The organism is Stappia sp., assembly GCF_048268045.1.
In the GTDB taxonomy this organism is placed as follows: domain Bacteria; phylum Pseudomonadota; class Alphaproteobacteria; order Rhizobiales; family Stappiaceae; genus Stappia.
Window position 1 is genome coordinate 1 of the sequence record NZ_JBLWWG010000021.1, and the last position, 13,375, is coordinate 13,375.

The 13,375-nt window shown below is 66.8% G+C and carries 9 protein-coding genes; all 9 read left to right on the top strand.

What is annotated here, in order from left to right; all coding sequences use genetic code 11:
* The first annotated feature begins 443 nt into the window (after positions 1-443).
* Entirely contained in the window at positions 444-1,946 is a 1,503-nt protein-coding gene (hisS, locus tag ACN0WF_RS19700) for a histidine--tRNA ligase (protein ID WP_417774481.1), read from the top strand.
* Positions 1,943-3,055 (top strand): ATP phosphoribosyltransferase regulatory subunit, encoded by a 1,113-nt coding sequence (locus tag ACN0WF_RS19705; protein ID WP_417774482.1) that lies wholly within the window; start codon positions 1,943-1,945, stop codon positions 3,053-3,055. The genes hisS and ACN0WF_RS19705 overlap by 4 nt, the downstream gene beginning before the upstream one ends.
* Before the next feature lie 34 nt (positions 3,056-3,089).
* The gene (gene hisG, locus ACN0WF_RS19710) at positions 3,090-4,073 is read left to right on the top strand and encodes an ATP phosphoribosyltransferase (protein WP_417774483.1); all 984 of its coding nucleotides are present in this window, start codon (positions 3,090-3,092) and stop codon (positions 4,071-4,073) included.
* Between the two features lie 509 nt (positions 4,074-4,582).
* Positions 4,583-6,691, top strand: a complete 2,109-nt coding sequence (locus ACN0WF_RS19715) for a hypothetical protein (protein ID WP_417774484.1) — start codon at positions 4,583-4,585, stop codon at positions 6,689-6,691.
* Between the two features lie 116 nt (positions 6,692-6,807).
* On the top strand, positions 6,808-8,004 hold the full coding sequence (locus ACN0WF_RS19720; protein WP_417774485.1) for a glycosyltransferase: 1,197 nt from the start codon (positions 6,808-6,810) through the stop codon (positions 8,002-8,004).
* Positions 8,005-8,011: 7 nt separating this feature from the next.
* On the top strand, positions 8,012-9,538 hold the full coding sequence (locus ACN0WF_RS19725) for a glycosyltransferase family 39 protein (RefSeq protein ID WP_417774486.1): 1,527 nt from the start codon (positions 8,012-8,014) through the stop codon (positions 9,536-9,538).
* An 85-nt stretch (positions 9,539-9,623) separates the two neighbouring features.
* A complete protein-coding gene (locus ACN0WF_RS19730) occupies positions 9,624-10,430 on the top strand; it encodes a ChbG/HpnK family deacetylase (RefSeq protein ID WP_417774487.1) in 807 nt (268 codons plus the stop codon).
* A gap of 383 nt (positions 10,431-10,813) precedes the next feature.
* Positions 10,814-11,503: a Crp/Fnr family transcriptional regulator gene (locus ACN0WF_RS19735; protein WP_417774488.1), complete on the top strand. Its 690-nt coding sequence runs from the start codon at positions 10,814-10,816 to the stop codon at positions 11,501-11,503.
* A 436-nt stretch (positions 11,504-11,939) separates the two neighbouring features.
* A partial coding sequence (locus tag ACN0WF_RS19740) for a HAMP domain-containing protein (RefSeq protein ID WP_417774489.1) occupies positions 11,940-13,375 on the top strand: 1,436 nt, incomplete at its 3' end.

Genomic DNA, 13,375 nt, shown 5'->3' on the forward strand with positions numbered 1-13,375 from the left:
GGTGACTCAGCGGCGGAGGTGGGGTGCTGGCTTCCCGCTCCGCCGTCACCCCGGGCTTGACCCGGGGGCTATTGGCTCCCGCAGCGCGCAATGCGGGCTCCGGGCCTGCGGATCGCTCCGGGCGGGCCCGGCAATCGCACCGCCCGCCGCGATGTGGATTGGATCCCGGGTCAAGCCCGGGATGACGCCTCAGGGGTGGTGGGGCGTTGCCGTGGAGGAGGTGGGGTGACGCCGTGGGAGAGGTGAGGTGACGGCGTGGGCGGGGCCAGGAGGCCGCCTGTGTTTGCGTCGGAGAAACCTCCCTGGCCGCGCGCCGGGCCGGGGTGAGGCGGTGAAACGCCTTGAAATCCGGCATATCCTTGCCCGCGCGGGCTCTTTCGTCTAGGAAACCGACAACCGGCGGCGCCTGCCGCATCTCCTTCTCGTACGGATCCCGCTCGTCCATGGCCAAGACCAAACCGAACAAGCTGAAGGCGCGCCTGCCGCGCGGCTTCGTCGACCGTTCCGCATCCGACATCCGCGCCACCGACGCGATGCTCGCCGAGATCCGGAAGGTCTACGAATCCTACGGCTTCGACCCGGTCGAGACACCGGCCTTCGAATACACCGACTGCCTCGGCAAGTTCCTGCCCGACACCGATCGGCCCAATGCCGGCGTCTTCTCCGTGCAGGACGACGACGAACAGTGGATGAGCCTGCGCTACGACCTCACCGCGCCGCTCGCCCGCCATGTGTCGGAGAACATCAACGAGATCCAGCTTCCCTATCGCACCTACCGTGCCGGCTGGGTGTTCCGCAACGAGAAGCCCGGCCCGGGCCGCTTCCGCCAGTTCATGCAGTTCGATGCCGATACCGTCGGCGCGCCGGGCGTCCAGGCGGACGCCGAGATGTGCATGATGATGGCCGACACGATGGAGGCCCTCGGCATCCCGCGCGGCCAATATGTCATCCGCGTCAACAACCGCAAGGTGCTCGATGGCGTGATGGAGGCGATCGGCCTTGGCGGCGAGGACAACGCCGAGCGCCGGCTGACCGTTTTGCGCGCCATCGACAAGCTCGACAAGTTCGGCATCGAGGGTGTGCGCCTGCTTCTGGGCGAGGGCCGCAAGGACGAGAGCGGCGACTTCACCAAGGGCGCGGGGCTCGACGCTGAGCAGGTCGCGAAGCTTGAGAACGCGGTTGGCGCGTTTTCCGCCGACAAGACCATCGGCAATGCGACGGGCGACGAGGGGCTTGCCGAACTTGCCGATATCCAGTCGCTCGTCACCGCCGGCGGCTACGGCCCGGACCGCATCAAGATCGACCCCTCCGTCGTGCGCGGCCTCGAATATTACACCGGCCCCGTCTACGAGGCCGAGCTGCTGTTCGACGTCACCAACGAGAAGGGCGAGGTCGTGCAGTTCGGCTCGGTTGGCGGCGGCGGGCGCTATGACGGTCTGGTCAAGCGCTTCACCGGGCGCGACGTGCCGGCGACCGGCTTTTCCATCGGCGTCTCGCGGTTGATGACTGCGCTGAAGAACCTCGGCAAGCTGGACACGCAAGACGTGCTCGCCCCCGTGCTTGTCACCGTCATGGACGGCGACACGGCAAGCCTTGCCCGCTACCAGAAGATGACCCAGGACCTGCGCGCCGCCGGCATTCGCGCCGAGATGTACCAGGGCAACTGGAAGAAGTTCGGCAACCAGCTCAAATATGCCGACCGGCGCGGCTGCCCGCTTGCCATCATCCAGGGCTCGGAAGAGCGCGGCGAGGGCGTTGTCCAGGTCAAGGACCTGATCGAGGGCAAGCGGCTTTCCGGCGAGATCACCGACAATGTCACCTGGCGCGAGAGCCGGCCGGCGCAGGTGAGCGTCGCCGAGGCGGACCTCGTCGTCACCGTCGCGCGCATGCTTGCCGAACACGCCGAGGACCGTGCCCGCGCGGGAGCCGGAGGAGCGGGCGAATGAGCGGCATCGATGCCTACCGGGATCTGACGGCGCTGTTCGAGCGGGCGGGCTTTCCGCGCGTCGAGCCGGCGATCCTCCAGCCTTCCGCGCTCTTTCTCGATCTTGTCGGCGAGGACATTCGCGGCCGCATGTTCCTGACCGCCGACCGGGCGGGGGAGGAGCTGTGCCTGCGTCCCGACTACACGATCCCCGTCTGCCGTGCCCATCTCGACGGCGCCGATGCCCGCACCCCGGCGCGCTACGCCTATTGCGGCAAGGTCTTTCGCCAGCGCCAGGAGGGGCCGGCGGAGTTCCAGCAGGCCGGCGTCGAGTGTTTCGGCCGCTCCGATCTGGAGGCCGCGGACGCGGAAATTCTCGCGCTTGCGCTGGAAAGCCTCGGCACGCTCGGCGTTGACGACGCCTCCATCGAGATCGGCGACGAGGCGCTGTTTCGCGCCGTGCTCGACGCGCTCGAACTGCCCGCCGCCTGGGCGCGCCGTCTCGGCGAACTCTTCGGCGAGCGCGCCCGCCTCGACGCCGCGGTCGCGGCGATGAAGGACGGTGTGGCGACAGGCGGCGGCGAGGCCGCGCCGATGCCGGCGCTGGTGCGCGCGCTCGACGGGCTCGACCCCGAGACCGCCCAGTCGGCCGTTGCCGAGCTTCTCGGCCTCACGGGCCTGCGCCCCATCGCCGGGCGCAGTGCTGCCGACATCGCCGAGCGGTTGCTGGAGCAGGCAAGCCTTGCCTCCCGCGATCCTGAAACGGCCCGGGCCGCCGACCTCCTGTCCCGCTTCCTGGCGATTTCCGGCGATCCGGTGTCCTCGCTCGACAAGATCGCGGCCTTCGCGCAGGCCGAGGGCCTGTCGCTCGGCGAAGCGCCCGACCGTTTCGCCTCCCGTCTCGAGGCCCTTGCCGGCCACGGTATCGGCGCCGACCGTCTCGCCTTTTCGGCAAGCTTCGGCCGCCGGCTCGACTATTACACGGGCTTCGTCTTCGAGATCCATTCCGCCTCGCGCGCGAGCGCCGGACAGATCGTCGGTGGCGGACGCTACGACCGCCTGCTCGCGCTTCTCGGCGCCCGGGATCATATTCCCGCGACGGGCTTCTCGATCTGGCTGGACCGGATCTGACGGCGCGGGACGACGCGCTGGACACGAGGTTGTCATGACAACACCATTGATCATCGCCATTCCCTCCAAGGGCAGGCTGCAGGAAAACACCCACGATTTCTTCGCCCGCGCCGGCCTCCCGGTCGGTCGTCCGGGCGGCGCGCGCAACTACCGCGGCCGCCTCGGCAAGTTCGATGCGAGTGAAGTCGAGATCGCCTTCCTGTCCGCGTCCGAGATCGCCCGTGAGCTTGCCGCCGGCAAGGCGCACATCGGTGTGACAGGGCTCGACCTGGTGCATGAGACCATCGTGCGGCCGGACGCCAGCGTCCATGTGGTGACGCCGCTCGGCTTCGGCTTCGCGGATGTGGTCGTCGCCGTGCCCGATGCCTGGATCGATGTCGCCACCATGGCCGACCTTGTCGATGTCGCCTCCCATTTCCGTGCCCGCACGGGCGGGCGCATCCGCGTCGCGACCAAATATGTCGCCCTGACCCGCGACTTCTTCGCCCGCGCCGGCCTGTCCGACTATCGGATCGTGGAAAGCGCCGGGGCGACGGAAGGGGCACCGGCCGCCGGCACGGCCGAGCTGATCGTCGACATCACCACGACCGGCTCGACGCTTGCCGCCAACAACCTCAAGATTCTCGACGACGGCATCATTCTGAAGAGCCAGGCCAATCTCGTCGCTTCCCTGTCGGCGGACTGGACGCCCGCGCATCTCGCCGCGGCGCGGATGATCCTCGACCGGATCTCGGCCGAGGAGCGCGCCCGCAGCCACCGCGAGATCCGCGCGCTGGTGCAGGCGCCAGAGCTGACGGCGCGCGCCGCGGCCGAGCAGTTCGGCGCGGTGGCGCCCTTCGGCACCCAGGTCGGCCAGCCGCTGCTCCTGCATTGCCCGGCGAAGAACGCCGCCGACTGCGCCACCTTGCTGCGTGACCACGGCGCGCCGCATGTCAGCGTGACGACGCTCGACTACGTCTTCGGCACCGCCAACCCGCTGTTCGGACCTCTGGCGGAAAAGGTCGGCCCGGCGGCGTAAGGCGCGGGGGGCAAACGGCTCCGCCGCCCTTCGGCTGTTCTCCTGGTTTCAGCGGGGCCGATGACCGGGACCCAGTGTCCCCCGAGGCCTGCGGTGGAGCGCTATCGTGCGTGACCTCCTTCAGCCCTCACCCCGACCGGGTGAAGCCGGGATCCGAGATCCAATCCTCGCTGGTGGATCGAAAGCGGTGACCTATGGTGCTCTTGCCTTCGCGTTCGTCCTCTTTGACGAGGCCTGAAGGATCCGAAGATCTGGGGCGGGGAGCCAATGCCTCGCGTCCTCGCCTAACGGGCAACCATTTTGGGGCGGCGGTTCCGGCTCCCGCTGCGCTTGTTCGGGATGACGACCGAGAGCGAGGCTGCTGTTGCTCACCCAAGGCCTCCCGCAGTTCCGCTGGCGACAACGATGAGTGCTGCAGGTGCTTGTGCCTATTCGTCCTGCATCCTTCGCTTGTGATCGCTTCGTGCCTTGCTACGATGGCTGGCCGGGTGCGAGGTCGGGGGAGTGCATTGGCAAAAGGGTCTGCCATTGGCGAAGCGGTTAAAGTGGCCGCCGGCTGTCTCATCGCGACGGGGGCAACGCTCTCCGGCCTGCCGGTTCCGCCGGGCACGGTGGAGGCGATCTTTGCAGGCCACGCCTGGTTTGAGAAACTGTCCTTTACCCGTCGGCGTGACCTGCAGCGCGTTCTCGCCCGCGCGGCACGCGAAGTCGAGGCGGAAATGTTTGCCTGGGTGGCGCAGTCCTCGCGCACCAGCGAGGCCGATCTTGCCCATGCGCAGGCCTCCTGCGCCGAGGCCCTGCCGCAGGTGATGCCCGTCCCCGCCGATCTGGTGGGCCGGAACCTCGCGCCACCGGCCATTGCCGATCTGGTGCTCCAACGGGCCGAGACGCTTCACGCAGCCGCCTACAAGGACAAGGGACCAAAAGACCCGACGAGCCGGATCACGCGGGAATTCCTACGCCAGGTCATCGAGCGTTCCTGCGCGCACCTTCTCGCCGATCCGGCGTTCATCGACGATTTGCGGCCGGTCCTGTGGCGCGAGCTTCTGGAGCGTACCGGGCGGATCGAGGAGAACACCGAAGACCTGCTCGCCGGCCAGCGAGCGCAAGGCGAGCAGTTGAACCGCATCACGGCCCTGCTTGCCGCCATGGGCGACAAGGCCGAAACCGCTCGCGAAAGCGGCATCACCGACGAGGAAATTGTCGCTCTAGCCCAACGCTTCTCCGTCGATGTCTCCGATTCGAAGCAGGCCTTCCGCGAGCTGGAAAACGCCGTCGAGATTGCCATTCGCGTGCAGCAGGAAGGGCGGCAGGGCTCGAACCTTGGCGCGTTCCTGGACGAGGTGCTGAGACGCGTCGCTTTGCTCTCCGCAAGGGGCGCCCATGACGAGGCGACGGCCGAGATCGACGCGGCCCTTGCCGAAGAGGAGGAACGGCGTCAGGCATCCGCCGCGCGCACTATTCGGCTCTTTGAGTCCGGCATCAAACAGGACCTGCTGCGCCGCGACGTGGAAAGCGCCGCCGCGCGCCTTGTCCGCAAGGCGAAGATCGAGCTTCCCGAGGGCGCGAGCCTGTTCGATCATCTGCGTGCGGTCTGGTACGAGTGGTATGAACGTGGCCGCGACAAGGGGCTCAATCTCGATCTTGAGGTTGCGATCGCCCTCGCCCGCCGCACGGTCGATCTTGCCGCTGGGGCCGACCGGCGTGGAGCGGCGCTGAACGATCTCGCTACAGCACTGGCAGGTCTGGGGACGCATGAGGCTAGCGTTGAGCGACTGGAGCAGGCTCTTCTACATTATCGAATGGCAAGTCAAGAGTTTACGGATCAAATTCAACCACTTGCCTTGGTGGTGATGCGAATCAATATGGGAAATGTACTACAGAAATTGGGGGAGCTAAAATCTGAGAAAGCAGATTTAGAGGCAGCGGTTGAAGCCTTTAAGCTGGCCTTGAACGAGATCCCACGCGAAGGAGGGGAGCTTGGTTGGGCGACAACGATGTATAATCTCGGGAATGCCTTGGTTGTACTGGGACGTATGGAGGGTGGCGCCGAAAGACTAAACGAGGCTGTCGCCGCCCATCGGCTGGCCTTGGAGGAACGGAAACGCGATAGGGCGCCAATTGCATGGGCCATGAGCCAAGCTGCGCTTGCAGACGCGCTATCGGCACTGGCTGGTCTTGAGACACGCACATCCTTGCTGCATGAAGCACTTTCTTCGTATCGTCTTGCGTTAACGGAACTTCCGCGCGAGGCCCTGCCACTTGAGTGGGCACGGACGCAGACCGGGATCGGGAAAGTATTGTGGATGCTCGGTATATGCGAAAGTGGAACTGAGCAGTTGAACGAAGCGGTCGAAGCTCATCAGCTAGCGCTCGAGGAGATAAGTTGCCAAAGCATGCCCCTCGAGTGGGCGGCGATCCAAAACAATCTGGCCAACGCGCTTGCCGACCTTGGTGTGCGTAAGAAAAGCAAAGAGTTTCTGGAGAAGGGCGTCGCGGCCTACGTTTCGGCGTTGAGCGTAATGACGCCAGAGGTAGCTTCGCACCACTATATGGGCACCCTTGAAAACCTCGCACTTGCCCAGGCCGAGCTGGACCGCCTCCGCAACGGAGACTGAGCGCGCACTCCTTTTTCCAAGAGGCTTGCAATCGGAGCCGGCCCGATTATGGTCCCGCGCGACAGGGGAGGGAGCACAGGCGAGGGCGCGCCGGCCGCGCGCCTCCCGGCAACAGGATGGCGATTTCAGGCGTGATAGGTTCCCCTTCAGATATTCCGGGCGCACCTGCTTCGGGCAACGACGCTTCGGCCGCGTGCGGCTCTCCTCCGGCCGTCCTTTCGGTCGTTCTGCCGACCTTTAACGAGCGCGACAACCTTCCCGTCCTGCTGCAGCGGCTGGAAGCGACGCTGGCCGGCATTTCCTGGGAGGCGATCGTCGTCGACGACAATTCGCCCGACGGCACGGCCGAGCTTGCCCGGAGCATCGCCAACCACGATCCGCGGGTGCGCGTCATCCGCCGCGTTGGCCGGCGCGGTCTCTCCGGCGCCTGCATCGAGGGCATGCTGGCCTCTTCGGCCGAGTTCGTCGCGGTGATGGACGCCGATCTGCAGCATGACGAGACGCTGCTGCCGCGGATGCTTGCCGCCCTGACCGGCGCGGACGGCGGCGCCGGCGCGGATCTTGCCGTCGCCAGCCGCCACGTCGAGGGCGGGGACGTCGGCGCCGGGTTGTCGGGCGTGCGTGCCTCCGGCTCCACCCTGGCCAACCGGCTGGCGCGGATCTTCCTCAAGGTCGAGCTGTCCGACCCGATGAGCGGCTTCTTCATGATCCGCCGCGCCGAGGTCGAGCGCCTCGCGCCGAAGCTCTCCTCTCAGGGCTTCAAGATCCTGCTCGACATCGTCGCCAGCGCGCGCGGCTCGCTCAGGGTCGTCGAGCTTCCCTTCGTCTTCCGCGAGCGGCTACACGGCGAGAGCAAGCTCGACACGCTCGTCGCGCTCGATTTCCTGGGGCTCATCTTGTCCAAGCTTGCCGGCGATCTCGTCTCCGTCCGCTTTCTCATGTTCATGATGGTCGGCGCGTCCGGCGTCGTCGTGCACATGGCCGCGCTGTTCACGCTGATCGAGACGTTCGGCGTGGAGTTCACCATTGCCCAGACGGCGGCGACCTTTGTCGCCATGACGTCGAACTTCTGGCTCAACAACCGGCTGACCTACCGCGACCGGCGGCTGACGGGCTTCGCCGCGCTGCGCGGGCTTCTGACCTTCTACCTGGTGTGCGGCTTCGGCGTCGTCGCCAATGTCGGCGTCGCCTCGCTGATCTATCGCGAGGATGGCGGCGCGCTGCTGATCGGCATCGCCGGCGCCGCCGGCGCGGTCATGGGGGCGGTGTGGAACTATGCCGCAAGCTCCGTGCTCACCTGGCGCAAGGCGTGAGGCGGGAATGACCACGGCCCATCTCCGGCACGAGAGCGATCCGACGCTTCCCCTCTGGCTGCGGCCGGGGGGGCTGGCGGTCATCGTCGGTGTCCTGACGCTGGCGAAACTCGCCGTCGCGGGCCTCTCCGGGCTTGCCGAGGATGAGGCCTACTATCGTTTGTGGGGGCTTGATCCGGCGCTGGGCTACTACGACCATCCGCCGATGATCGGCTGGTGGACCTGGGCCGGCATGGAGCTGTCGGGAGACGGCGCGCTCGGCGTGCGCCTGGTGCCGATCCTCTCCGCGCTGCTTGGCTCGCTGGCGCTCTGGCGCACCGGCCTCCTGCTGTTCGGCGCAAGGGCCGCCGGCTATGCGGTGCTGCTGTTCAACGCCTCGCTGCTGATCGGCATCGGCAGCCTGATGGCCACGCCGGATGCGCCTTCGGTGTTCTTCTGGGGGCTTGCCATCTGGGCGCTGGCGGAGCTCGATGCCAGCCGCAATCCGTGGTGGTGGATCACCATCGGCCTGATCGCCGGTCTCGGCCTGACGTCGAAATACTCGGTGCTGTTCCTTGGTGCCGGCATCGTGCTGTGGCTGCTGTTCGTGCCCCGGGCGCGGGTATGGTGGGGGGCCTGGCAGCTCTGGGCTGGCGGGCTTCTCGCCGTGCTGCTGTTCGCGCCGGTGGTGCAATGGAACGCCGCCCATGAGTGGGCCTCCTTCGTCAAGCAGTTCGGCCGCGCCGTGCCCCATGGCTGGACGCTGCGCTACGTCGGTGAGTTCTTCGGCGGGCTTGCCGGACTGCTCAATCCGCTCACCGCGGTTCTCGCCATCCTCGGTGTCGGCCGTGCCGTGGCGCGCGCGCGCAAGGGCGACAGCGCCGCCGGCCTGCTGCTGTGGACGAGCGTGCCGTTCTTCGCCTATCTGCTGCTGCATTCCTTCCACGACCGCGTCCAGGCCAACTGGCCGGCGCCGCTGTTTCCCGCGCTGACACTGCTTGCCGCCTGGATCGCGGCGGAGCCGCCAGCTTTCTCCGCCCGGGTCTGGCGCGGCCTCGCCGGGGCTGCGGTTGTCATCGGGTTTGCCGCCTCGGGGCTTGTCTACGTTCATGCGGTCGCCCCGCTCACCGGCAGCCTCGCGCGCAAGGACCCGACCTTCCAGACCCGGGGCTGGAGCGAGGTCCGCGCCCAGGTGCTTCGGCTTGCCGGCGAGAACGGCGCCGGATGGGTCGCGACCCAGGGCTACGGGCTCAACGCGCAGCTCGCCTTCGCCCTGCGCGACACCGACATCCCCGTGCGACAGCTTACCGAGCGCATCCGTTACGTGATGACGCCGCCACTTCCGGGCGAGACGGTGGCTCGGCCGGCACTGTTCGTCTCCGAGGAGCGGCGCGATCCGGGTGTCGCCGGCCTTTCGACCCGCTTCGGCGCGGTGACGCGTGTCGCCGTGCTCACCCGCGCGGTGAAGGGCGTCGCGCTCGAGCGGCTGGTGGTCTACCGCGTGTCGGCGCCGCTCGGCGGCGATCCGCGCGATCCGGTCTATCCGCTGCCGTGAGCCGGGGCCGGCCAGACGGCGTCCTGCGGGGCGGGGGCGGCAAAGCCGCTTGGCAACCGCCCCGCGCTTGCGCATAGGATAGCGGATGAAGCGGATCCTCCTGACCTCTCCCGACTACGGGCTGACCTTCGGCATCGACCGTGCGCTGCGCGGGCTGATCGAGGGCGGGCTGCTCTCGGCCGTCGGCTGCCTTGTCGTCTCCGACCTGTGGTCGCGCGAATATCTGCCCTTGCGCGATGCGGTCGACAGTGTCCGCCACCGCACCCGCGTCGGCCTGACGCTGGCGCTCACCGGCCCGCACGCGCCGCTTTCGGTGAAGGCGCGCGAGACCTTTGGCGACCGCTTTCCGCGCGCCGCCTGGTGGCGCTGGCGCGACCGGCTGCGTCTCGTTCCCAGCGACGTTCTCGCCGATGAGGTCGATGCGCAGTTCACCTGTTTCGAGGAATTCTACCAGCGCCCGGCCGACTTCCTGCATGTCGCCGACGATCTGCTCGCCTGCCCGCGCATCGCCCGGGTTGTGCTGCAGCAGGTGGGCCTGAGGCGCATGCGTCCGACGGTGGTCTCGCCGGTGGCCGTACGCCCCGGCGCCGCTCCGAGCCGCGCCGCGCGTGTGTTGGAGAGGATCGCCCGCGATGCGGGCCTGCGCGCCATGACGCGCGGACCGGATTTTCCCGCTGTCGCGACCCGCGCCGATCTGGAGCGCCACGTCTGGCGTGGTCTCAACGGGCAGACGGACGGAGCGGTGGTCTTCTGTCAGCCGGGCGAGATCGACGACCGCCTGCGCCGCAGCGAGCCGCGCCCCTTGCAGGAGGTGCGCCAGTCGCAGCTGGACTTCTTCCGCAGTCCCGCCTTTTCGCTGCTGATCGTGGAGAAGGACATCTTCCTCTACTGAGGAGGCAACCTGGTGGCGAAACGCCCCCCTGAAAGCGCGAAACCCGGCCCCCCGCGGGGAACGGGGGCCGGGTTTTCGAGGTGGGCGGCGGGTCAGGAAGCACCGCCCTTTCTTCCAATATGGTGTGTTCGCGCGGCAATTGAAGTGACCGCCGTCACACTATCGGGTTTGTCCGGGGGCGATACGAGTCTAAGATGGCCCGGCGGGTCCGGCCAGGCCGGCTGCGGCACGCCATGGGACCCGGGGCAGGGTTCCCTTTCGCAACACACGGGCGCGTTTGCGCAGCCGCCGGCGGTCCGGTGGCGTGCGAAGCCGACGCGCCGCGCCCCTTCGCTGCCTGCGCGGCGGTCCGGGGCGACGATTGGCAGGGATCGGGGCGGCAGATGCTCGAGCTGAGAACCTTTCTTGAGAACAGCTTCTCGATGCAGGGGCTGGACTGCGGTCTCGCGGCCGGACTTTCTGCGTTGGCGCGGCCGATGACGGTCAAGCAGAGCGCGGTCCTTTTCGAAGCCGGAGACCCCGGCAATGGCTGCTACGCCATCCTGGAAGGCTCACTCAAGGTTTCCATCGTCAGCGTTGACGGCGACGAACAGTTGCTTGCCGTGCTTGGGCCTGGCTCCATCGTCGGCGAACTCGCCCTGCTCGACGGGCGCGCCCGCTCGGCCACCGTCACGACGTTGAAGCATTCGCGCCTCGCCTTCATCGAGAAACATGCCTTCGACCGGTTCGCGGAAGAAAATCCGGCGCTCTATCGCCACATGCTCTCCATCGTCGGCCAGCGCCTGCGCCAGTCCAACGACGTGCTGGCGGCGCGCTCCTTCCTGCCGCTTCCCGGCCGTGTTGCCCAGGCATTGCTGCAGCTTGCCGACACCTTCGGCAAGCCCGTCGACAACGACCGCATCCTGATCCACTACAAGCTTTCCCAGGCCGATATCGCCAATATGGCGGGCGCCGCACGCGAGAACGTCTCCCGTGTCCTAAACGACTGGAAGAGGGCGGGCACGATCAGCCGGATTTCGGGCTATTATTGCCTCGAAAAGCCGCAATGGCTGCGCGACGCTTCCGCGCTCTAGGTCTTTTTTCTCGTCTATCGGGGGTTGCTGCGCTGCCGGTCTCCCGGTCTGGCTGTTGATTTCTATTGTATAGATATATTGAAGCATCAGTAAATTTCCATATTTCGCGATAGTCAGGCGTATTCGGTTCGGTCATTGCGGGTTTTATTTAAATTTCTGTCGGGTGTGAATCTGCCCGTCCTGTGGATTTTGGTTCATTTTGTTGTTTGAGGCGGTGTTAGGGGGAGTGTCCGAGAGTTCTTTCTGGATATTGTCAATATCTCCGGGTCAATTCTGGATTTCATCAAAATGACATAAGAAATTCCGCCGAGGCCGGGTTAATCTGTCGGCAAGATCTGCCGCGTCAAATGCTCGTCACGACAGTACGTGACATCCTGTGAGCGCGGAGATCATCCAGATGCGGTTTTCTGACTTATCCATCCGAAACAAGCTTTTGTTGAGCGCGGGAGCACTGCTTCTCTTCTCGCTCGCAGGGGTGAGCCTTTCCGGATCGATGGCGATGACGAGCGCGGCCGAGGATGCTTCCGAGCGCGAGGCGCAGGCGCTGCTGACCGGCTTCGCGCAGGACGTCAATGTCGGTGTCGGCCGCGCCATCACGGCCGCCCAGACCACCGCCAACGCGGTGGAGGGCCTTGTCGCCGGCGGCATGGTCAACCGCGACAGTCTCGGCGACATGATGATCCGCGTCGTCGAGAACTATCCCGGCATCGTCGGCATGACGCTCGCCTTCGAGCCGAACGGGCTCGATGGCAAGGATGCGGACTTCACGGGTCACAAGTATTCCGACGCGACCGGACGTTTCGTTCCCTATTTCTACCACGGCGCCGACGGCAAGGTCGCTTCCGAGAAGCTGGTGATGACCAAGGAAACGGGCACCGAGGGCTGGTATGACCTGCCGGTGCGCGAGAACCGCTCGCTCATCACACCGCCCTACACCTATCCGATCGACGGCAAGGACGTGCTGATGACCACCGTAAGCTGGGTGGTGCGCAGCGGTGGCAAGGCCATTGGCATCACCACCTCCGACCTGTCCCTGGCCAACATCGTGACCGCCATGTCGGCGCACCGTCCTTTCGGTGAAGGCGAGGTCAAGCTTGTCGGCAGCGGCAATCTCTGGGTCGCCACCGCCGATCCGGCGAAGCTCGGCAAGCCGGTCGAGGATCCGGCGGTGCTTGCGCTGGTCGGTCAGGCCGCAAACAGCGCGGATGGTGTCCGCTCCAGCCTTGTCGGCGATCGCTATCTGGCGATGCTCCCGGTCGAGTTTCCGGGAGTGCAGGAGAAGTGGTACGTCGCCATCGACGTTCCCTATTCGGCGATGGTCGCCGGCGCCATCTCTGCGCGCAACACGATGCTTGCCATCTCCGCCGTCCTGCTGGCGGTCGTTCTCGGCGTGGTCTGGTTCGGCGCTGGCGTCATTGCCCGCCCGGTCGTGGCGCTCACCGACGTGATGCGCCGGCTCGCCGGCGGCGACACCAGTGTCGACTCCGGTCTCGACGGCCGCGATGACGAGATCGGCGACATGGCCCGTGCGGTCGTCACTTTCCGCGACAATGCCCTCGAGCGTCAGCGCCTCGAGGCAGCCCAGTCCGAGGAGGAGGGCGCGCGCGCCGCCCGTCAGGCCCGCATCGAGGGACTGATCGGCAGCTTCCGCGACATGGTGCGCCAGCAGATCGGCACCGTGAGCGAGACGGCGACGGGCCTCGACGCGACGGCCCGCCAGTTGAGCGACATGGCCCGCGAAAGCGCCGACAGCGCCAGCGAGACCACCGACGCCAGCTCGCATGCGACGGCCAATGTGCAGACGGTCGCCTCCGCCGCCGAGGAGCTCTCCGCCTCGATTGCCGAGATCTCCCGCCAGGTCGGCCAGACCAC